The 20,758-nt window shown below is 68.9% G+C and carries 23 protein-coding genes; 2 read left to right on the top strand and 21 right to left on the bottom strand.

Going from position 1 to position 20,758, the window contains the following annotated elements:
* Positions 1–90 precede the first annotated feature (90 nt).
* From FHX50_RS01985 to FHX50_RS01945, 9 genes are all read right to left on the bottom strand, one after another.
* Positions 91–1,236 (bottom strand): aminotransferase class V-fold PLP-dependent enzyme, encoded by a 1,146-nt coding sequence (locus FHX50_RS01985; protein ID WP_183373951.1) that lies wholly within the window; start codon positions 1,234–1,236, stop codon positions 91–93.
* On the bottom strand, positions 1,230–2,129 hold the full coding sequence (locus FHX50_RS01980; RefSeq protein ID WP_183373949.1) for a hypothetical protein: 900 nt from the start codon (positions 2,127–2,129) through the stop codon (positions 1,230–1,232). Before FHX50_RS01980 ends, FHX50_RS01985 begins: the two co-directional genes overlap by 7 nt.
* Complete coding sequence (locus FHX50_RS01975; protein ID WP_183373947.1) at positions 2,126–3,115, bottom strand: vWA domain-containing protein; 990 nt, start codon at positions 3,113–3,115, stop codon at positions 2,126–2,128. The genes FHX50_RS01980 and FHX50_RS01975 overlap by 4 nt, the downstream gene beginning before the upstream one ends.
* Positions 3,112–4,137, bottom strand: a complete 1,026-nt coding sequence (locus tag FHX50_RS01970; RefSeq protein WP_183373945.1) for a VWA domain-containing protein — start codon at positions 4,135–4,137, stop codon at positions 3,112–3,114. The genes FHX50_RS01975 and FHX50_RS01970 overlap by 4 nt, the downstream gene beginning before the upstream one ends.
* Positions 4,131–4,592 (bottom strand): hypothetical protein, encoded by a 462-nt coding sequence (locus FHX50_RS01965; protein WP_183373943.1) that lies wholly within the window; start codon positions 4,590–4,592, stop codon positions 4,131–4,133. Before FHX50_RS01965 ends, FHX50_RS01970 begins: the two co-directional genes overlap by 7 nt.
* Positions 4,579–5,475 carry a DUF58 domain-containing protein gene (locus FHX50_RS01960; protein WP_183373941.1) on the bottom strand — a complete coding sequence of 299 codons (897 nt, stop codon included), beginning with the start codon at positions 5,473–5,475 and terminating at the stop codon, positions 4,579–4,581. Before FHX50_RS01960 ends, FHX50_RS01965 begins: the two co-directional genes overlap by 14 nt.
* A 22-nt stretch (positions 5,476–5,497) precedes the next feature.
* Positions 5,498–6,670, bottom strand: coding sequence for an AAA family ATPase (locus FHX50_RS01955; protein WP_221187079.1), 1,173 nt, complete (start codon positions 6,668–6,670; stop codon positions 5,498–5,500).
* Positions 6,671–6,737: 67 nt separating this feature from the next.
* Positions 6,738–7,616, bottom strand: coding sequence for a co-chaperone YbbN (locus FHX50_RS01950; protein ID WP_183373939.1), 879 nt, complete (start codon positions 7,614–7,616; stop codon positions 6,738–6,740).
* A 66-nt stretch (positions 7,617–7,682) separates the two neighbouring features.
* A complete protein-coding gene (locus FHX50_RS01945) occupies positions 7,683–8,762 on the bottom strand; it encodes a DUF8094 domain-containing protein (RefSeq protein WP_183373937.1) in 1,080 nt (359 codons plus the stop codon).
* 186 nt (positions 8,763–8,948) lie between these two features.
* On the opposite strand from FHX50_RS01945, the gene nucS reads away from it, so the two are divergent.
* Both nucS and FHX50_RS01935 read left to right on the top strand, forming a co-directional pair.
* Entirely contained in the window at positions 8,949–9,659 is a 711-nt protein-coding gene (gene nucS / locus FHX50_RS01940) for an endonuclease NucS (protein WP_183373935.1), read from the top strand.
* Complete coding sequence (locus FHX50_RS01935) at positions 9,659–10,822, top strand: N-acetylglucosamine-6-phosphate deacetylase (RefSeq protein WP_183373933.1); 1,164 nt, start codon at positions 9,659–9,661, stop codon at positions 10,820–10,822. The genes nucS and FHX50_RS01935 overlap by 1 nt, the downstream gene beginning before the upstream one ends.
* 55 nt (positions 10,823–10,877) lie before the next feature.
* Here FHX50_RS01935 and FHX50_RS01930 read toward each other — a convergent pair whose 3' ends face one another.
* The 12 genes from FHX50_RS01930 to FHX50_RS01875 form a co-directional block, all read right to left on the bottom strand.
* Positions 10,878–11,297, bottom strand: coding sequence for a DUF2550 family protein (locus FHX50_RS01930; RefSeq protein WP_183373925.1), 420 nt, complete (start codon positions 11,295–11,297; stop codon positions 10,878–10,880).
* A 24-nt stretch (positions 11,298–11,321) separates the two neighbouring features.
* Positions 11,322–11,597 (bottom strand): F0F1 ATP synthase subunit epsilon, encoded by a 276-nt coding sequence (locus FHX50_RS01925; RefSeq protein ID WP_183373923.1) that lies wholly within the window; start codon positions 11,595–11,597, stop codon positions 11,322–11,324.
* A complete protein-coding gene (atpD, locus tag FHX50_RS01920; protein ID WP_183373921.1) occupies positions 11,597–13,057 on the bottom strand; it encodes a F0F1 ATP synthase subunit beta in 1,461 nt (486 codons plus the stop codon). Before atpD ends, FHX50_RS01925 begins: the two co-directional genes overlap by 1 nt.
* 27 nt (positions 13,058–13,084) lie before the next feature.
* Complete coding sequence (locus FHX50_RS01915; protein WP_183373919.1) at positions 13,085–14,005, bottom strand: F0F1 ATP synthase subunit gamma; 921 nt, start codon at positions 14,003–14,005, stop codon at positions 13,085–13,087.
* 41 nt (positions 14,006–14,046) lie between these two features.
* Positions 14,047–15,678: a F0F1 ATP synthase subunit alpha gene (gene atpA / locus FHX50_RS01910; protein WP_183373917.1), complete on the bottom strand. Its 1,632-nt coding sequence runs from the start codon at positions 15,676–15,678 to the stop codon at positions 14,047–14,049.
* Between the two features lie 66 nt (positions 15,679–15,744).
* Positions 15,745–16,560, bottom strand: a complete 816-nt coding sequence (locus FHX50_RS01905; protein ID WP_183373915.1) for a F0F1 ATP synthase subunit delta — start codon at positions 16,558–16,560, stop codon at positions 15,745–15,747.
* Positions 16,561–16,573: 13 nt separating this feature from the next.
* Positions 16,574–17,110 carry a F0F1 ATP synthase subunit B gene (locus FHX50_RS01900; RefSeq protein WP_183373914.1) on the bottom strand — a complete coding sequence of 179 codons (537 nt, stop codon included), beginning with the start codon at positions 17,108–17,110 and terminating at the stop codon, positions 16,574–16,576.
* 23 nt (positions 17,111–17,133) lie between these two features.
* Positions 17,134–17,364, bottom strand: a complete 231-nt coding sequence (gene atpE, locus FHX50_RS11985; protein WP_183373912.1) for an ATP synthase F0 subunit C — start codon at positions 17,362–17,364, stop codon at positions 17,134–17,136.
* Positions 17,365–17,436: 72 nt separating this feature from the next.
* Positions 17,437–18,246 (bottom strand): F0F1 ATP synthase subunit A, encoded by an 810-nt coding sequence (atpB, locus tag FHX50_RS01890; RefSeq protein ID WP_221187078.1) that lies wholly within the window; start codon positions 18,244–18,246, stop codon positions 17,437–17,439.
* A gap of 159 nt (positions 18,247–18,405) precedes the next feature.
* Positions 18,406–18,843 (bottom strand): Cg1360 family ATP-synthase-associated protein, encoded by a 438-nt coding sequence (locus tag FHX50_RS01885; RefSeq protein ID WP_183373910.1) that lies wholly within the window; start codon positions 18,841–18,843, stop codon positions 18,406–18,408.
* Positions 18,830–19,954 carry an MraY family glycosyltransferase gene (locus tag FHX50_RS01880; RefSeq protein WP_183373908.1) on the bottom strand — a complete coding sequence of 375 codons (1,125 nt, stop codon included), beginning with the start codon at positions 19,952–19,954 and terminating at the stop codon, positions 18,830–18,832. Before FHX50_RS01880 ends, FHX50_RS01885 begins: the two co-directional genes overlap by 14 nt.
* Positions 19,951–20,754: an L-threonylcarbamoyladenylate synthase gene (locus FHX50_RS01875; RefSeq protein WP_183373906.1), complete on the bottom strand. Its 804-nt coding sequence runs from the start codon at positions 20,752–20,754 to the stop codon at positions 19,951–19,953. Before FHX50_RS01875 ends, FHX50_RS01880 begins: the two co-directional genes overlap by 4 nt.
* Positions 20,755–20,758: the final 4 nt, after the last annotated feature.

Genomic DNA, 20,758 nt, shown 5'->3' with positions numbered 1-20,758 from the left:
GGTGTCGCTGCCGCCCGCGGGTGCGCACGGGCCGCGCACGAGTCTAGGTTTCGCGCCGCCCTGCGCGAAAGCGAACGTGAGCTGACTGCCTCAGGCGAACAGCCGCCCCATGGCGCGGCCCCGCTCGAGCGCATCGGGCAGCGCCTGCAGCACCGCGTCCACATCCTGCTCGCTGGAGGTCCAGCCGAACGAGAAGCGGATGGCGCCGCGCATCAGCGACTCCTCGAAGCCCATCGCCTCCAGCACGTGGGACGCCTGCGTGACGCCGGAGGAGCAGGCGGAACCGGCGGAGCAGTCCACCCCGGCCTGGTCGAGGACGAACAGGACAGCATCCTGCACAGCGCCGGGGAACTGGACGTGCACGATGTGCGGGGCGTGCGGCGAATCCTCCGCGGTGAACACGGCATCGGCGTCGATGGCGCGGATGCCGGCGCGCAGCCGCTCCGCGAGGCTTCCCAGGCGCGCCTGCTCCGCAGCGGCATCAGCGAGGGTCTCGCGCAGCGCGGCGGCGAAGGAGGCGGCGTGCGCGGCGTCCAGGGTGCCGGAGCGGATGCCGCGCTGCTGACCGCCGCCGGTGCCGACGGCCGCCAGCTTCACATCGGGCTGCGCCACGAGCACCCCGACGCCGACGGGCGCGCCGATCTTGTGCCCGGACAGGCTCATCAGGTCGACCGTGTCGAAGTCGGGCAGCTGCACATGCCCCGTTGCCTGCACCGCGTCGGTGTGGACGGCGGCGCCGTACCGGTGGGCGAGGCCGGCGATCGCGCTGAGGTCCTGCACCACACCGGTCTCGTTGTTGACCAGGGCGGCGGAGACGAGGGAGGCGGGGGCTCCGTCGGACCGCGCCTGGTCGAGCGCGGTCTCAAGCGCCGTGAGATCCATGGTGCCGTCGCGGTGCACGGGCAGAAGGCGGCCGTTGAGCGCCTGGACGGTCTGCACCACCGCCGGGTGGTCGGTGGCGAGGCCGAAGACGGGACCGAGGTGGGCGGCGCCGCGCAGCGCGAGGTTATCGGCTTCGGTGCCGCCGCTGGTCATGATCAGCCAGCTGCGCGGCACACCGAGCTGCTGCGCGATCTCCTGCAGGGCGTCGTCGAGGATGCCGCGGACGCGCCGACCGGACGTGTGCACGCTGGTGGGGTTGCCGAGCGCACCGGCGGCGTCGACGAGGGCGTCGCGGGCGGCCGGCCGCAGGGCGGTGGTGGCGGAATGGTCGAGATAGGTGCGATTGTTCACCACGGTTTGTCTGGTCCTTCGTCTCCGGAGCCGCCGTCCGGTGGGGGTGCCTGGTCGCCGGTGGTCGTGCCCTTGTTGCGGTTGTTCAGCTCGTCCTCCCGGTCCTGGTCCGGGTTCGACGGGGTCGGGTCGTCGGCCGGGTCACCGGAGCCGTCGCCGTTCGGGTTCTTCGTGGGGTCGTCGTTCGGCGGCTGGTTCCCGTCAGCCGGTTCATCGGTGGGTTCCTGCTGGTCGCCGCCGTCACCGGGGTCCTTCTCCGGGTCGCCCGGGTCGGTCTGGTCGCCCTTGTTCTGCTCGTGGGAGCGGCGCTGCTTCTCCCCCTCGATGCCGCGCGAGGTGGAATCAGTGGACTCCTGGTCCTCGTTGTCCTTGCGCTGATCCGACTGGGGCCCGCAGGGGGCGAGCACCTCCTGGGCGCGCTCAAGCTCCTTCTGCGCGGCCGACGCATCCATCGTGCGGGACTTCTCCGCGATCGCGATGGCGAGGTTGTTGCGGATCTTGCACTGGGCGTGCGGCGGCGCGTTGAGGTCCTTCGCTGTGGACCACAGCCGGAGGGACTCCGTCAGCTCCGCTTCCGCTTCGGCGTACTTCTTGTCCTTCAGCAGGGCGGTGCCCTCGGTGAGGTGCGGCAGGTACGGTTCGAAGACGTTGCCGACCTTCACTCCGGTCAGGGCGGAGACGGTTCCGCTGTAGTCCCCGGCGCGGTAGCTGGCGAGAGCGGACGCCTGCACCATCGGCATGGTGGCGACGCGCACGCCCAGCAGCAGCAGGAGGATCAGCGGCAGCGCCGCGATCGCCAGGCAGATCCTCCTGGCCATCGACACCTTCGCGGGGTCGGTGCCGTAGGAGCGCTGGTCGCGGCGGGTGCGGCGACGTCCTCGTGCGGTCGTACTCATGCGTCCTCCTCCCGGCGGCGGCGCGACCGGGGCAGGCGCCGCACCATCGCCGCCAGCTCCCACACCGCCAGAGCGCCGAGCGCGATCGCGGGGATCCAATACCAGTCCTGTCCGGAGTCCAGCGGGCTCGCCTGTGTGCTGTCGATGGTTCTGAGCTCGACGCCGCTCGCCGCGTCCTCGAGGCTCTGCCCGGGCTCGGTGCGATGGATGTACGGCACCCCGAGCTGCGCGGCGGCCTCCTTCAGCACGCCTTCGTCGAGGCGGGAGCGGCCGGGCTGACCGCTGGAGTCGGTGACGACCTCACCATCGTCCTTCCCGCCGTGCACCCGCATGGTGCCGCCGGCGGTGGTGCCGTAGCCGAGGACCGCGCCGGCGTCGATCATGTCGCCGGAGGAGAACGGGACGGACTGCTTCCCGTCGGTGTTCTCCCCGTCGCTCATCACGATGACGATGATCTGCGACTCCGGGTCGTCCTCCGCGGTGCGCCGCACCATGGTGTCCAGGGACGCCTGGGCGCGGTCGATGTTGGAGCCGCTGGAGAAGCCCGGCGGTTCGGGCCGCATGGTGTCGAACCATGCCTGCACCGCGGTGGAGTCGGTGGTCAGCGGCAGCTGACGGGAAGCGGCGGAGTCGAAGGAGATGATGGCGAAGCGCGCCCCGGCGAAGCGGTCGGTGATCTGCGCGGCATCGGCCCGCATGCCCTCAACGCGCCGCTTCGAGCCGTTGTAGTCCTCCGCGTTCATCGACCCGGTCTGGTCCACCACGAAGATGACGTTCGCGTTCTTCCGTTCGGTGGCGATCACATCGCTCGGGCTGAACGGCCTCAGCGCGATCACCAGGAGCAGCAGCACCATCAGCAGGCGGCGCGCCCACGCCAGACGCAGGCGCGGCCGGCGGACCAGCATGACGACGCAGACCACGAGCAGCGGCAGGAGCAGCGTCATCAGCGCCAGGGGCGGAATGATCGGCAGGAACTGGAGGTTCATCGCTGCCTCCAGCCCACGGCCACCACACCCACCATCGCCAGGAGGCTGGCGAGCCAGAACGGTGCGGGATGGTCCGTGTAGTAGGAGCGCTTCGCTCCCCCGGTCTTCGCGGCCTGGGACTTCTGGATCTCCGCCACGATCGTGTCCACGCTCTGCGCGCTGCCGGTGGTCCACATTCGCCCGCCCGTGCGCTCGGTCTCGGTGCGCAGCTCCTCCAGTTCGGCGCCGCCGATCACACTGTCCGGTGCAAGGGTGTACACGGTGGCGCCGCGGCGCTTCGCCGCCTCCATCGCCTCCGGCAGCTGGTACAGCGGAGTGCCGGCCAGCTGGTTGTCAGTCGCGAAGATGATGAAGCGGGAGCGGGACTCATCGGACCGGTCGAACTGCTGGGAGCAGGAGACGAGGCCGTCGCCGATCAACGAGGATCCCGCGCCGGTGGACTGGGATGTGGCGCGCAGCTGCTCGAGCAGGGCGTCTCGGTCGTTCTCGGTGGCCTTCGCATCGCCCTCGGCGGTGGTGCTGGACTGTCCGCCGATCAGCTGCGCGCCCGCCTCCAGCTGGCGACGGCTCATCAGGTAGTCATGGGTCAGGGGGAACACGGTGACGGCGCGGCTGTTGAACACCGTGAGACCGACGCGTTCGCCGTCGAACCGCTGCACGATTTCGTTGAACGTCATCAGCAGGTCCGCATCCACGGCCGACATCGACCCCGACACGTCCAGGCACAGCACGATGTCGCGGCTCTGCGTGGACGGCTGCTCCACCCGTTCGGTCGCCAGGCGCCCCGACAGCAGGGCGCTGGTCAGCACCAGTGTCGCCGCGAGCAGGACGGAGGTGGCGGCCAGCATCAGCGCGATCCGCCGCGAACGCTTCACCGCGGGGAGGGAGTCCACATACGCGGAGTTCGCCACCCGGATCGTGGGACGCTTCGCGTGGGCGCGGCGGAACCGCAGCGCGATCAGCGCCGCGATCAGACCGACGCCGAGGATGATGAGAGTGACCCACCACAGCACCATCACCATGCGCGGATCACCTCTCGCGCCTCCTGCAGCGACTCGTCCATCTGCGCACTCGACGCCAGGGAGAAGCTCGGCTCGTACAGCCGGCCGATCAGCTCGCCCATGCGGCCGAGCTCGGGGTCGCGGCGCACCGCATCCAGGTGCTCGGTGTCGATCGCGATGCCGGAGGTGCGGCGGACGAACAGGCGCAGCAGCGCGACCAGCTCCTGGTGGGCCTCGCGGGTGCCGATCTCGCCGGCGTCGAACCGGCGGCGCAGGTCAGCGAGCACCCGGAGGAACTCAGCCTTCACGGTGTCGGACTCCGTGGGTCGCTTCGCCCACGCCGCCCGCTCCGCCGCCCACCTGGTCACGAGACGGATCGCCAGCAGGGTGCCGATGATCGCCAGCAGGCATAGCAGCGCCAGGATCGGCCAGGCCACGGAGTACTGCGGCGGTTCGATGATCTCAACGCCGTCCATGCGGCCTCCTCGGTGCGCGCAGCAGTCGGATCATGTCATCGACCACGCTGTCGGCGCCGTCGGTGAGGGCGTGGGCGATGTGCAGACCGTCCAGCATCGCGGTGACCTGCTGTTCGCGGGCCTCCCGGTAGCGCTGCACAGCTCGCCGCACCGCCGGGTCCCGTCGGGTGTAGTCCAGCAGGTCGTGGTCGGCGTCGCTGTCCTCCACGCTGTGGGTCAGTCGGTCCGGCTGCAGCGGGTCGGCGTCGCGGATGCGCAGCACGAGCAGGTCGTGGCGCCGCGCCAGCAGCCGCATGTCCGCCTCCAGGTCCGGGGATGGGCGCGCCTCGTCGGTGATGAACAGCAGCAGGGACGGCCGACGGATCCAGCGGTGCGCCCGCTCCAGCAGCCACCGGTCGTCCCCCTCCCCCGCCTGGGCCGTGGTGGCGCGCTGAACGGTGCGCAGCAGCAGCTCCAGGTGGGCGTCCGAGGACCGCATCGGCAGGGTCTCCGGGGCGTCCGCGGTGCCGGCCACCAGTCCCACCTGGTCGGCGTGCTGTCGGGCGGCGAAGCACACCAGGCCCGCCGCGAGCAGCATCGCCTCGAGCTTGTCGGTGCCGTCGGCGGCAGTGGCGGACATCGACCGGGAGGTGTCCGCAATGATCGCGATGTGCCGGATCCGCTGTTCGGTGAATCGGCGGATCAGCGGTTCACCGGAGCGGGCGGTCGCCTTCCAGTCGATGTCGGAGATGCGGTCGCCGGGCTGGTACGCCTTGAGGTCGTCGAAGTCCTCACCGTGGCCCGTGAACAGGGAGGTGCCGCGGCCGGTGATCAGGCCGCGGACCTTGCGGGAGGTGTGCAGGTCCACGCGGGCCTGCACTCGGGTGAGCAGCGACTGCGACATCGGCGATCGGACTCCGTCGGTGCTACGGCTGCGGGACGGCGGCGAACACCGCGTCGATGATGGATTCGGTGCTCATGCCGGCCGCGATGGCATCGAAGGTCAGCACGAGGCGGTGACGCAGCACCGAGTGGGCGAGGGCGCGCACGTCCTCCGGGGTGACGAAGTCGCGGCCGTGCAGCAGCGCATGCGCCTGCCCCACCCGCATCAGAGCGAGGGACCCGCGCGGAGATGCGCCCACGCGCACCGACTGCGTCAGGTTCTCGATCGGGCGGGGCCCGGTGCCGCGCGTGGTGAAGATGAGGTCGATGATGTACCGCTTGATCGCCGGATCCACGTAGACCCGGTCCACTGCGGACTGCAGGAAGCGGATGTCCTCGAGGCTGACGGTCGGAGCCGCGGCCCGCGGGGCGGTCAGCTCACCGGAGGTGGAGCGGTCCAGGATCGCGTGCTCGTCGCGCGGGCTGGGGTAGGTGAGGATCTCCTTGAGCAGGAATCGGTCCATCTGCGCCTCGGGGAGGACATAGGTGCCCTCCTCCTCGATCGGGTTCTGGGTGGCGAGCACCATGAACGGGTCCGGGAGGCGGAACAGTTCACCGCCGATGGAGGTCTGCCGCTCCTGCATCGCCTCCAGCATCGCCGACTGGGTCTTCGCGCTGGACCGGTTGATCTCATCGAGCAGCACGATGTTCGCGTGCACGGGTCCGAGCTGGGTGGTGAACTCGCCGGTGCCGTAGTTGTAGATCTGGGTGCCGAGGATGTCGTTCGGCATCAGGTCCGGGGTGCACTGGATGCGGGCGAAGCTGCCGCCGATCGCGGTGGCGAGCGCCTGCGCAGCGGTGGTCTTCGCCAGGCCCGGGACGGACTCCAGCAGGATGTGACCGCCGGCGGCCAGGGAGGCGACGAGTGCGAGCCGCAGACGCTCCTGGCCCACCACGCGGGAGCGGAAGGTGGCGGAGATCCGTTCGATGACGTCGTCGGCGCGGTTCTGCTCCGCAGCGCTGAGCGCCCGCTCGACCGGTTCGAACGGGCGGCCCTGCGCTGTGCGGTCCGGGGCCGCAGTTCTCCGGGCGGGCGCGGACGGGTCCTGCTGGGGCGCGGCCTGCTGGGAGGGGGCCTGCTGAGCGGGCGCCTCCTGGCGGCGCCGGCCGGTGCGGGGCCTGTCCCAGGGCTGCTGCTGGGGGTCCGGAGTGCTCATGCGGGTCCTTTCGCGGGGTGTGGCCGGCGCGTCGGCGCCGTCAGCGGTGACGGCTTGGAACAGTGGGTCAGAACATCAGGCGGGCGAGGCGGCGACGAGCAGCGCCCACACGCTCATCGTCCGCACCGACGACGTCGAACAGGTCGAGCAGGCGCTCGCGCAGGCGGTCGCGGGTCTCCGCGTCGGCGGCTGCATAGCGGTCGAGGATGCGGCCGAACGCATCGTCCACGTGCCCGCCGAGCAGGTCGAGGTCCGCCCCCAGGAGCTGGGCATCGAGGTCCTCAGGCGCGTCGGCGGCTGCACGGCGGCCCTCCTGCAGGTCCACCTCGCGGGTGCGCTCCATCAGGCGGGTGGTCGCGGCGCCGCGCTTCGCCTCCGGATCACCGGGGTGGGTCTCCAGATAGTCCTCGAACGCCTTCTGCGCTCCGGCGAGGTCGCCGTTCTGCAGCAGGGTGGTGGCGTGCTCCAGCTCCGGGGGCAGCTGAGCGGCAGCGGGGGCATCCGACGGGGCCTCCCCCACCGACATGCCCTCCTGCGCCGCGAGCTGAGCCAGCTGCTCCATCACGGACTGCAGCTGGTCGTCCGCGACCGCGCCCTCGAACAGGGGCTGGATCTGGCCCTTCATCATCAGCATGGCAGCGGGCAGGGACTGCACGCGCAGCGCAGCCGCGACGCGCGGCTGCTGATCCGCATCCACGAGCGCCAGGCGGATCGTTCCCGCATGGCGCCCCACAGCGGCGCGCACCGCATCGACGAACGAGGCCCCGCCCTGGACCCGAGCGCTGGTGACGAGCAGGAGAGTCAGCTGCTGCTGCGAGGAGTCGATCAGGCCCTGCAGGTCCTGTTCGCTGACGGAGACCTCGTCGGCCAGCGGCTGGGAGGTGCCGGCGGCGCTGTTCTCCTTCTTCAGCGAGCTGAAGTCCATCACACCATAGGCGTCGGTCATCGTGGAGGGTTCTCCTTGTCTGGGGTTCGTGTCGGTCGGGCGTGCCGCGTCCGCGCGGAGCACCGGTCAGCTGCCGCTGGCCTTCAGCAGTACCTTATAGCCGGCGATCGGCTGGATCTTCTCGCCGGTCTGGTCCTTCGCCGGAATGTGCAGAGCGATGGTGGAGCCGTAGGTGCGCACGAGCTCCTTGGTGAACGTGTGGCGGCCCACCAGCTTCGCCAGCACCGTGTCCGCGCCGTACTCCACCTGACCGGAGCTGACGCTGAGCCGCCGGTTCGAGGTCAGGGTGGTCATGACGATCGCGCCGCCGTCCACCGTGCGGATCCCGAGGTACTCCTGCTCGTTCGGGGTGTACTCCTCCCGCACCTGTGCGATCTGGTCCCAGTCCACGCCTTCGTTGATCTGTTTGCGCTCGGTCTGGATCTCCGCGTGGTTCTCCTCGAGGAACGGGTCGGTGGCCACCACATCGTCCTTGTCCGCGTTGTCGTGCCCGTCGGTGAGCACACGGCAGTACAGGGCGATGGCGTCCTTCGGCGACATCAGCAGTTCAGCGTCGTCCACGGCCACGGCTTCGGACCCCGTGGGGATCGGGGCCACCGTCGGCATCTTCACGTTCGCCAGCTGACGCGCCCAGCCCCAGGAGACGAAGCGGGAGGAGTCGGAGGCGTCCTCCTGCTGCTCGAAGCCGACGAAGAACGGCAGGCCCTCGCCGTTCTCAGCGTCGGCGACGGCCAGGGCGTAGCGGGCCCCGCCCTGCGCGTCGGTCGCGATGCCGATCTTCACGGCGTCATCAGGGCGGCTCAGCTTCGGTGCGCGGTCCGGATCAGCCTTGAGGGTCTCCTCGCCCACCTTCTTCATGATCTCGTAGCTGGCGGTGCGCTCAGCCAGTGCACTGCCGGCCACGATGGGCGACAGCAGCTTCGGATCCTTCTTCTCGTCTGCGGTGGTGAGCGCCTTGTTGAGCTCGGTGAGCAGATCGGCGAGCTCCGCTTCGTCGAGGGCGGAGGGCGGGGTGGTGGGCGTGGGGCTCACCGACGGGCTCGGGGCCGCCTTCTTCGTCGAGGACGAGCAGGCGGCGAGGCCGCCACCGGCCGCGGCAAGGGCACCGAACGACAGAATCGAACGGCGCGTCAGGTGCTGAGTCATCTCTTCTCCCACATAGTCGGTCCAGCCGCGGGCGTCGTCGAGGCCCCGGGCCGTGGAAAGAGTCTTGCACGAAAACCCCGCACGCTTCGAGATCTGCGCCCACAGCCGAATCGGGGATCACTCCCCGCCGCGCGACGGGGACGGCGACGTTGGGCTCCCCGGCGCGCTCTCACGTAGGCTGAGCGGGTGCGATTAGTGGTTGCAGAATGCTCAGTTGACTACACCGGCCGACTCACGGCCCACCTCCCCCGCGCCCCGCGCCTGCTCATCGTGAAGGCCGACGGCAGCGTGCTCGTCCATTCCGACGGCGGCAGCTACAAGCCGCTGAACTGGATGGCCCCGCCGTGCACCCTGCGGGTCGCGCTGCCCGAGGACGACGGGCGCGCCCAGGACGCCGAGGACGGCGACTGGGTGGAGGAATGGACCGTCACCCACGGCAAGACCGGTGACACCCTGCGCGTGCAGGTCCACGAGATCCTCTCGGACACCAGCCACGAGCTCGGCGTCGACCCCGGGCTGATCAAGGACGGCGTCGAAGCGCACCTGCAGGCCCTGCTGGCGGACAACATGGACGCCCTCGGCGACGGCTGGTCCTTGGTGCGCCGCGAATACCCCACTGCCATCGGCCCGGTCGACATCCTCGCTCGCGACCCCGAGGGCGGCTGCGTGGCCATCGAGATCAAGCGCCGCGGCGAGATCGACGGCGTCGAACAGCTCACCCGCTACGTGGACCTGCTGAATCGGGACCCGCTGCTGGCGCCCGTGCGCGGCGTTTTCGCCGCGCAGGTGATCAAGCCGCAGGCGAAGACCCTCGCCGGTGACCGCGGCTTCGACTGCGTCACGCTCGACTACGACGAACTGCGGGGTATCGACGACAAGGAAGCGAGACTGTTCTGATGGCCACCATCATCATCGGCCGCGCGGTCGTGGACGGCCGCCTGCTGGAGGACGCCCGCGTCATCATCGACGGCGGCACCATCCACTACGCCGGCCCGGCCGAGGGAGCCCCCTACGTTCCCGCGGGCGCCGAGGAGATCATCCACAGCGGCCTGATCCTGCCCGGCCTGATCGACATCCACAACCACGGCGGAGGCGGCATCGGATTCCCCGACGCCATGGACGCCGACGACGCCCGCACCGCCATCGCCGAACACGCCCGCCACGGCACCACCACACTGGTGGCCTCCCTCGTCACCGCCGCGCACGCCACCCTCCTGGAGCGCATCGGCACCCTCGCTCCCCTGGTCCGAGGCGGCGAACTCGCCGGCATTCACCTGGAGGGGCCGCACATCTCCCAGGCCCGCCGCGGCGCCCACGACCCAGAGCTGATCCGGCCGGGCTCCGTCGTCGCTCTGAAGGAGCTGCTGGACGCCGGTGACGGCACCATCGTCACCATGACCCTCGCCCCCGAGGACCCCCAGGTGGACCCCATGAGCGAGGCGCTGATCGAGGCGGGCGCCCTGCCGAGCTACGGCCACACCGACTGCTCCGCGTACCAGATGCTCGAGGCCATCGCGTTCAGCCTGCAGGCCGGTGCGATCCCCACGGCGACGCACCTGTTCAACGGGATGCGCCCCATTCACCACCGTGACGCCGGCCCCGCGTTCGCCTGCCTGGACGCGTCGGCCCGCGGGGACATGGTGGTGGAGCTCATCGCCGACGGGGTCCACACCTCCGCCGACACCGTGCGCTTCGTGTTCGACCTCGCCGGTGAGGACATGGTCCTGCTGATCACCGACGCAATGGCCGCCACCGGCATGACTGACGGCTCCTACCGTCTCGGCTCCCTTGACGTCACCGTCGCCGACGGCACGGCCCGCCTCACCCACGGCGGCTCGATCGCCGGAGGCACCGCACATCTGCTCGACATAGTCCGCTTCGCCGTGCGCGACGCCGGCGTGGACCTCGGTCAGGCCGTCCGCGCCGCCAGCTCCACACCCGCACGGGTGCTCGGACTGTCCGATCGGGGTGCGCTCAGCACCGGTCTGCGGGCCGATGTCGTCCTCACGGACGGGGACCTGCGGCCGGAGCGTGTGATGCGCGCCGGCCAGTGGATCTGATCCGCTCCCACAGCGTCCACCGACTGCGGCACGGGGCCTGGACGGAACCAGCTCGTCAGTGCACGAAGTCGCCGCGGGCCGGCGCTGACTCAATCCAGGCGCCGAGCGCGTAGGACGCCGCCGGAGGCATCTGCATCTGCACCGCGGGTGCCGTTCCGGTGCGCGCGATCTCGACCCGCACCCAGCTGTCGGACCCGTCGGCCTGCTCCCTGGCGACATCCTCGATGTCATCGCGCCGGATCACCAGCCCCGCCGTCAGCAGGAAGCCGATCGTGCGGTGCCAGCGCAGCTCATCGGTGGCGAACCGGAGCGTCCCATCCCTCCAACAGGCGCCGCGCCGCGGCTCGGGCCGCAGCACAGAGCATTCCACCCCGCCGCGCGAACGCGTCACGACGATGGCGCGCACCAGCATGACGAGCCCCAGAACAGCGATGAGCGCCCCGCACGCTTCGAGAAGAAGGAACGGGGCGCTCATCGGTTCAGGCGTGGTGAACGCTGGTCAGGCAGCCGTCAGCTCATTGGCCTCGTCCACCACGACCTTGACGGTCGAGTGATCCACGGACACGAACCCACCGGTCACCTGCATCGCGAACTGCGAGCCGTCGGCCCGGGTGATCTCGACGATGCCCGGCTGCAGAGCGGCCAGGACGGGCGCCATGTTGGGCAGCAGGCCCATGGATCCGTCGGCGGCGGGGACGCGCACGTAGCTCGCCTCGCCCTCCCAGACCGTCTGGTGGGCGGTGACGAACGTGACGCTGAGCATCGACGCTGACATCAGTTGAGGCCCTTCTGGATGGAGTCCCACTGACGCATGACGTCTTCGATGCCGCCGCAGTTGAAGAACGCCTGCTCGGCGATGTGGTCGAAGTCGCCGTCGCAGATGCCCTTGAAGCCCTCGATGGTGTCGCGCAGCGGGACGTCGGAGCCGTCCACACCGGTGAACTGCTTCGCCATGTGGGTGTTCTGCGAGAGGAACTGCTGGATGCGCCGAGCGCGCGCCACGATGACCTTGTCCTCCTCGGACAGTTCGTCGACGCCGAGCATCGCGATGATGTCCTGGAGCTCCTTGTTACGCTGCAGGATCTGCTTCACGCGCACTGCGGTCTCGTAGTGGTCGTCGCCGATGTAGCGCGGGTCCAGGATGCGCGAGGTCGATGCCAGCGGGTCGATGGCCGGGTAGAGACCGCGCGAGGCGATCTCACGGCTGAGCTCCGTGGTGGCGTCGAGGTGCGCGAACGTGGTGGCCGGGGCCGGGTCGGTGTAGTCATCGGCCGGCACGTAGATCGCCTGCATCGAGGTGATCGAGTGGCCGCGGGTCGAGGTGATGCGCTCCTGCAGAACGCCCATCTCGTCCGCCAGGTTCGGCTGGTAGCCCACGGCCGAGGGCATACGGCCCAGCAGGGTGGACACCTCGGAGCCGGCCTGGGTGAAGCGGAAGATGTTGTCGATGAACAGCAGCACGTCCTGCGACTGCACATCGCGGAAGTACTCCGCCATTGTCAGTGCGGACAGGGCCACGCGCAGACGCGTGCCCGGCGGCTCATCCATCTGGCCGAAGACCAGGGCAGTCTTCTCGATCACGCCGGACTCGGTCATCTCTTCGATGAGGTCCCAGCCCTCACGGGTGCGCTCGCCGACGCCGGCGAACACGGACACACCGTCGTGGTTGTTGGCCACGCGGTAGATCATCTCCTGGATGAGCACGGTCTTGCCGACGCCTGCGCCGCCGAACAGGCCGATCTTTCCGCCCTGCACGTACGGGGTGAGCAGGTCGATCGACTTGATGCCGGTCTCGAACATCTGGGTCTTGGACTCCAGCTGGTCGAAGTTCGGCGCCTTGCGGTGGATCGGCCAGCGCTCGTTGACCTCGAGCTGCTGCCCTTCTTCGACGTTGAGGACGTTGCCCACCACGTCGAACACCTTGCCGAGGGTGAAGTCGCCGACGGGCACCGAGATTGGTGCACCGGTGTCGGTGACCTCCTGGCCGCGGACGAGGCCGTCGGTCGGCTTCAGCGCGATGGCGCGGACCATGCCGTCGCCGAGGTGCTGGGCGGTCTCGAGGGTGAGGGTGTGGCGCGCCGCGCCCTCATCGGTGGGCAGCTCGACCTCGGTGGTCAGAGCGTTGTACATCTCCGGGATGTTGCCCGGGGGGAATTCGATGTCGACGACGGCGCCGGTCACGCGTGCGATGCGACCGGTGGCCGTCTTCGACGGTGCGGTTTCGATGGTGGTCATTGTGTTCTCCAACATGCTCTGTCTGACTCAGCGTTCTTTTCGGCCGGAGGAGCTCAGGGCGTCGGCACCGCCGACGATCTCCGTGATCTCCTGGGTGATCTCCGCCTGCCGGGCCGAGTTGGCAAGACGCGTGAACTTCTGGATCTGGGTCTCGGCGTTGTCCGTCGCGGTCTTCATCGCCTTCTGCCGGCTCGCGTGCTCGGACGCGATGGACTGCAGGAGGATGTTGATGATGCGCGACTCCACGTAGCGCGGAACGAGCTCGGCGAACACCGACTCCGGATCCGGGCTGTACTCGTACAGCGGGAACGTCTCGCTGCTGTTCTGCGCGGCCTGGTCGTCGCCGTGCAGGCTGAGCGGCACGAGACGAGCGATCCGCGGCTCCTGGCGGAAGCGGTTGTGGAACTTGTGCCCCACCACGTACAGCTCGTCCAGGTGCTCCGACGGAACCTCGCTGAGCAGGGCATCGCGCAGCTCGCGGGCGATGGTGAGGCCGACCTCAGCCATCTCCTCCTCGCGGATGCCGGTCCATGCCTTGTGCGGCGGACGGTTGCGGAAGCGGTAGTACGACTCGCCCTTGCGGCCGACGACGTACATGACCGGTTCCTTGCCCGCCTTGCGCAGCTTGTTGCCGAGCATCTCCGCTTCGCGGATGGCGGACGGCGAGTACGAGCCCGCCATGCCGCGGTCAGCCGTGATCAGCAGGACGCCGACCCGGTTGCTGCTCGTGCGGTCGTGCACCAGGAACGGATGCTCCGCGTCCTTCGTGTGCTGGACCACCGATGCGATCGCGTCGGTGATGGCGTCCGCATACGGAGTGGTCGCGAGCACACGGGCGTGGGCCTTGGAGATGCGCGCCGCGGCGATCATCTCCTGAGCCTGGAAGATCTTCTTCATGCCCGTGGCGGACGAGATCCTCTTCTTGTACTCCCTTTGCTGGGCTCCCATGAAACTCCCTCGTGACTATCGAAATCGAACGTGACCCGATGTCACTTCTGGGACGACCCCAGGATGGAGGTCTGCTCGATCCTGTCGTCGCTGACCTCGCCCTGCTGGTCGTAGACCGAGGAGCCCTGCTTCTCAGCAAAGTAGTCGCGCTTCACGTTCTCGACGATCTGGGTCAGCTCGGCTTCGGTCTCATCGGAGAACTTGCCGGACTCGCGGATGGTGGAGAGCACGGACCCGTTGTGACGCAGGTACTCGTGCAGGCGGGACTCGAACTCGCGCACGTCCTCCACCTCGACGTCGTCGAACTTACCGGTGGTGCCGGCCCAGATCGACACGGTCTGCTCCTCCACGGGCATCGGCTGGCCCTGGCCCTGCTTGAGCAGTTCCATGAGGCGAGCGCCGCGGTTCAGCTGCTGCTTGGAGGCGGCGTCGAGGTCCGAGGCGAACATCGCGAAGGCCTCGAGGTCGCGGTACTGCGCGAGCGAGATCTTCAGGGTACCGGACACCGACTTCATGGCCTTGACCTGGGCGGAGCCGCCCACGCGGGACACCGAGATGCCCACGTCCACGGCGGGACGCTGGTTGGCGTTGAAGAGGTCGGACTGCAGGAAGCACTGACCGTCGGTGATGGAGATGACGTTGGTCGGAATGTAGGCCGAGACGTCGTTCGCCTTGGTCTCGATGATCGGCAGGCCGGTCATGGAGCCCCCGCCCATGGCGTCGGAGAGCTTCGCGCAGCGCTCGAGCAGGCGGGAGTGCAGGTAGAACACGTCACCGGGGTAAGCCTCGCGGCCCGGCGGACGGCGCAGCAGCAGGGACACGGCGCGGTAGGCCTCGGCCTGCTTGGAGAGGTCGTCGAAGACGATGAGGACATGCTTGCCCTCGTACATCCAGTGCTGGCCGATGGCCGAGCCCGTGTAGGGCGCGATGTACTTGAAGCCCGCCGGGTCGGATGCCGGAGCGGCGACGATCGTGGTGTACTCCAGGGCGCCGGCCTCTTCGAGGGTGGCGCGCACGGAGGCGATGGTCGAGCCCTTCTGGCCGACGGCGACGTAGATGCAGCGCACCTGCTTCGAGGGATCGCCGCTCTCCCAGTTGGCCTTCTGGTTCAGGATGGTGTCCACCGCGATGGTGGTCTTACCGGTCTGGCGGTCACCGATGATCAGCTGGCGCTGGCCGCGGCCGATCGGCGTCATGGCGTCGATCGCCTTGATGCCGGTCTGCATCGGCTCCTTCACGCTCTTGCGCTGCATCACCGTGGGGGCCTGCAGCTCGAGGGCACGACGTCCCGTGGTGGCGATCTCGCCGAGGCCGTCGATCGGGTTGCCGAGGGCGTCGACCACGCGGCCGAGGTAGCCCTCGCCGACGGGGACCGACAGGACCTCACCGGTGCGGCGGACTTCCTGGCCCTCTTCGACGGTGGCGAAGTCGCCGAGGATGACCACACCGATCTCGGTCAGTTCGAGGTTCAGGGCCAGGCCCAGGGTGCCGTCCTCGAAGCGAACGAGCTCGTTCGCCATCAGGTTGGGCAGGCCCGTGACACGGGCGATGCCGTCGGCGGTCTCCGAGACTCGGCCAACTTCTTCGCGGTCGGTTCCACCAGGCTGGTAGGTGGACACCGCGGTGTTCAGAGCGTCCCGGATCTCTTCGGGACGAATCGTGAGCTCAGCCATCGCGCTGCTCCGCTTCCTTTTCTCTACCCGGCAGGACCGGGACGCTTGTGTTCGTTGCTTGGGGTGTCACGCCGAGAGCCTCGACCGCGCCTCGGTGAGGCGCGAGAGGACCGTTGCGTCGTACAGGTCGTCCCCGACCTGGACTCGCATCCCGCCGATGACATCCGGCGAGACCTCGAAGTTCATCTGGACGCTCTGGCCGAACTTGGCGGCCAGGATCTCGGAGAGGCGCGACTGCTGCCTGTCGGAGAGCTCGGTCGCGCTGGTGACCACCGCGAGGAGACGGCGCCGCCTGTCAGCGGCGAACTCTGCGAAGTGCAGAACCCGTCGGGATGCCTTCATCTCAGCGTCTGCGCCGACGGCCTGCACGGCCAGAGCGACGGTCACCGGGTCGACTCGGCCCTCGAGGAGGCGACGGGCGATGGAGCGGCGTGCGCCCGCATCGTCACGATGCTCATCGAAGGCAGCGGTCAGCTCGGGCTCGGAGTCGATGAGGCGGGAGAACTGGAACAGCTCCTCCTCCACCGTCTCGAGCCGGCCGGCCTTCTCGGCCTGGGACAGCAGGGCGGATGCGCCTGCTGCCTCGAGCGCGTCGAGGATGTGGTTCTGCTCCGACCAGGGGCGGCGCACAACCTCCTCGGTGAGCTCGAGGGCTTCGTCGGACGCCTTGCCCTGGATCAGGGTGCGCACCGCGGTGCTCTTCAGTTCGGGGTCGCGGCCCGGATCGCTGAGCAGGCGGACCAGCTGGTTGCTGGTGTCGACTGCTGCGGCGATCTGGAAGAGCTCGGAGGCGAGCTCCTCCATGGACTGGGAGGAGCGTGCAACGACGTCCTCAGTCCGGGAGAGCACATCGGCGAGCGATGCGGCGGATGTTCCTCGCATGGTCACCTTCTTGTCACTTGGCGGTCGTAGACGACTCGAGGTCGTCGAGGAACCGGTCGATCACTCGGCTGGAGCGCGCGTCATCGGTCAGCGATTCGCCGACGATGCGGGAGGCGAGCTCGCTGGCCATGGTGCCGACCTCACCGCGCAGCTGGGCTGCGGCGGCGGTGCGCTCGGCGTCGAGCTGCTGACGACCGGCCGCCAGGGAGCGCTCGGCCTCGAGGTCTGCGCGCTGCTTCGCCTCGGCGATGATGCGCGCACCCTCCTGACGGGCGCCCTCGCGGATCTCGGCTGCCTCGCGGCGAGCTTCGGCGAGCTCCTGCTCCTGGGTCTCCTTCAGGCGGGAGACCTCCTGCTGGGCCTGCTCGGCCTGCTGGAGACCGCCCTGGATCTTCTCTGCGCGCTCATCGAGCACGCGGTTCATCTTGGGAAGGATGAACTTCATGAAGACAAGAGCGAAGATCACCAGGAAGAGCAGGGTCCAGATGATCTCGGACCACGCCGGGATCAGCAGAGCTGTTCCCGGAACGTCTTTCGCGGCGATGTTCATGGATGGAATCCTCGTCAGGCGGATCAGGAGAAGATGAGGCCGGTGACGATGGCCAGCAGGGTCAGGATCTCGGTGAACGCGATACCGATGAACATGGTGGTCTGCAGCTGACCGCGCAGCTCGGGCTGACGGGCGGTTGCCTCAGCGGTCTTGCCGACGATGATGCCGATGCCGATGCCCGGGCCGATGGCGGCCAGGCCGTAGCCGATCGACGCGACGTTACCGGTGAGCTCGGCGAGGATGGTCGGTTCCACAGGGTTTCCTTTCGGTTTGCCGCCCCGGGTCCGGGACAGGCGGTGAGGTTATCGGGAAGAAGAGGTGATCGATCAGTGCTCGTCGCTGGTGGCCATGTTGATGTACACGGCCGACAGGATGGTGAACACGAACGCCTGGAGGGCGGCAACGAAGATCTCGAAGCCGTAGATTCCGATGGCGAGTGCGCCGGACAGCGGCGACACGGCCATCAGCCAGGTGCCGCTGAGCAGCAGGCCCTGGGTCAGGGAGATGAAGACGACCAGCATCATGTGGCCGGCGACCATGTTGGCGAGGAGTCGGATGGTCAGCGACGCCCAGCGGATGATCGCAACCTGCAGGAACTCGATCGGGATGAGCAGCAGGTAGATGGGCTTCGGGACGCCCGGGGGCATCGTCTCGTGCTTGAGGTAGCCGCCGAGGCCGTGCTTCTTGACGCCGAAGATGATGTAGGTGACGAAGGTCCACAGGGCCAGCATGAGCGGCAGGCCGATCACGGAGGTGCCGGCGAGGTTCATGCCGGGGATGACGCCGCCGAGGTTCATCGCGAAGATCATCACGAACATGGTGATGAGCATCGGGGAGAACTGCCGGCCGCGCTCGGAGCCCATGACGGAGTCGATGATCTGGGTGTTCACGAACTCGATGATGAGCTCGAAGATCGACTGGATGCGGCCCGGGACGAGCTTCGCGCGGGAGGCGATGAGGTAGGTGCCGACCAGGACCACCACGAGGATGATCAGGCGGACCAGCTGGACGCGGTTGAACTCGAAGGGGGTGCCGGCGAAGAGGATCGCGTCCGGGAAGAACTCTCCGAGGGTGGGGGTGTGGTAGAGCTCATCGCCTGAAGCGGCGAGTTCGGGCGAGGAAACGTCAGCGGTCAACAGCTCTAACTCCCATGTGTTGCGGGCCGAGATTGCCTGGGCAATACGTCAACGTCGATGTTGATTCGTGCGGCCTGAGGTCGGTCCTGGCGCGCGGTCGACGCGCCGATTGCACTCGGATGAGCATACCAGAGCCCGTCGGCGACGCCGCGTCTCAGATCAGACGTTCAGTCGCGGTGTGTGGCGCATCATAAGACTGATCTCCACCGCGGTCGCGACGACCGCCCCGGCGAGCAGCGCGATTCCGATCCACGGCATCGACACCGACGCACTGCCCCGCACCAGCAGCAGAACGGCGATCAGCACGATCATCTTCACCAGCCATGAGCCGAGCACCGCGGAGGCGAGGGCGCCGAAGCCGCGGTGGGTGGCGAAGCGCGCCGTCAGCAGGGTCGGCACCGTCACCACGAGGGCGAGTACGGTGCCGAGGACGGCTCCCCACAGCTCGGCCCGGTCGAATCCGACGGCGGCGATGCCGATGACGAGGAGGTCCAGCACCACACCGACCGCGATGCCGATCGCAGCGGCGCGGGTGAGTGCGATGTTGGTCTCCCCCAGCCGGGGCGGGGCCGACGGGTTCTGCTCAGCGGCGTTCATGCTGTCCTTTCCTGGCGCGCAGCGCTTGGATGCGGGAGAGGGGATCGGCGGTGAGCACGATCGCGGCGAGCAGGCCGATCACGGCGACGCTGACGGCGATGGTGCGGGTGAAGAAGACGGGTGCCAGCAGGATGGCACACACCACGACGGTCCACAGGTACATGATCAGCACTGCCCCCACCTTGCTGTGACCGATCTCAAGGAGCCGGTGGTGCAGGTGCATGCGGTCCGCGTGGAACGGCGACTTGCCGCTGCCGACTCGGCGGATGACGGCCAGGACCATGTCCAGCAGCGGCACGATCATCACCCCGATCGGCAGCAGGATCGGCAGGAACTGGCCGAACACGTCCACGGTGGACAGCTGCGCCGGATCCACCTGGCCGGTGACGGCGATGGTCGCGGCGGACAGCAGCAGGCCGAGCAGCAGCGCGCCGGAGTCCCCCATGAATATCCGTGCTTTGGAGAAGTTGTGCGGGAGGAATCCGAGGCAGGCGCCGATCATCACCGCGGCGATGAGGGCGGCGAGGGAGGAGAAGTCGGTGGAGGAGGAGTCGCGGGTGAGGATGTAGGCGTAGAGGAAGAACGCGCCACCGCCGATCGCCATGACGCCGCTGGCGAGGCCGTCGAGGCCGTCCACGAAGTTGACGGCGTTCATGCAGCCGATGATGACCACCGCTGTGAGGATCAGCGCGGAGCGCGGGCTGAGGAGAGTGACGCCGCCGATGGGGAGGCTGGCGAGCTGCACGCCCTGCCAGGCGAGGAAGAACGCGATGAGGGCCTGACCGGCGAGCTTCGTGACCCAGTCGAGGTCCCATTTGTCGTCCAGGGCGCCGAGCAGGCAGATCATGCCGGCGGCGATCAGGATCGCCCACGCCTGGAACGACTCGGCGAACAGTGGTGCGAGGAACTTCGTGCGGGAGGCGATGAGCATGGCGACGGCGACGCCCGCGAACATGGCGACGCCGCCGAGCCGGGGGGTGGGGTCCTTGTGGACGTCCCTCTGTCTGACGGCCGTCATCGCACCGAAGCGGCGTGCCACCAGTCGCGCTGCGGGGGTCGCCAGGAAGGTGACGGCCGCCGAGACGAGCAGGAGGAAGAGGTAGACCCTCACGTGTCTGCGCGGTCTCCGGAGTCCGGTGCCGTCGGCTGAGCGTCATCACCGGGCTGCTCTGCTGGGTCAGCGGCCGGCGAGAGCTGGTCGGCAGCCTCAGCGTCACTGGGTTCTGCAGCGGCGGGCTCAGCGTCGTCGGCGTCGGGGCCGACGGGTTCCGGGGACGCGAAGATGTCACCGAGCTTCTCGATGATGGTGTCCTTCGCAATGGCGCCGTGGCGGAGGATCTCCGGCGGTTCCACCGTTGCGTCGATGATCGTGGAGGACTCGCCGCCGGCGGAGCGGCCGCCGTCGAGGTAGATGCTGACGGACTCGCCGAGCTGAGCGGCTGCAGCGGTCACCGAGGTGGAGGCGTCGCGTCCGTGCTTGTTGGCGCTGGACACGGCCAGCGGGCCGGTGCGCTTCAGCAGGGCGAGCGCGGCCTCGTCATCGGGCATGCGCAGGGCCACCGTGCCGCGGGATTCGCCGAGGTCCCACATCAGGGACGGCTGGGCTCGGACGATCACGGTGAGAGCACCGGGCCAGAACGCATCGGCGAGGTCCTCCACAACGGCGGGAATGTCCACGCCGAGGGCGTGCAGCACGTTCTGGTCGGCGATGAGAACCGGCGGCGGGTACTCCCGGCCGCGGCCCTTGGCGTCCAGGAGCGCCTGCACGGCGTCGTGGTTGAACGCATCGGCGCCCAGTCCGTACACGGTGTCGGTGGGAAGGACCACGAGCTCACCCGCGCGCACGGCGGCGGTTGCGGCTTCGACGGCTTCGTCTCGGGAGCCCTCGTCCCGGATGTCATAAACGCTCACGGCG

The sequence above is a fragment of the Helcobacillus massiliensis genome, assembly GCF_014191425.1.
In the GTDB taxonomy this organism is placed as follows: domain Bacteria; phylum Actinomycetota; class Actinomycetes; order Actinomycetales; family Dermabacteraceae; genus Helcobacillus; species Helcobacillus massiliensis.
The sequence above is the reverse complement of the archived record's forward strand: the minus strand, read 5'-3'. Positions and strand labels throughout refer to the sequence as shown.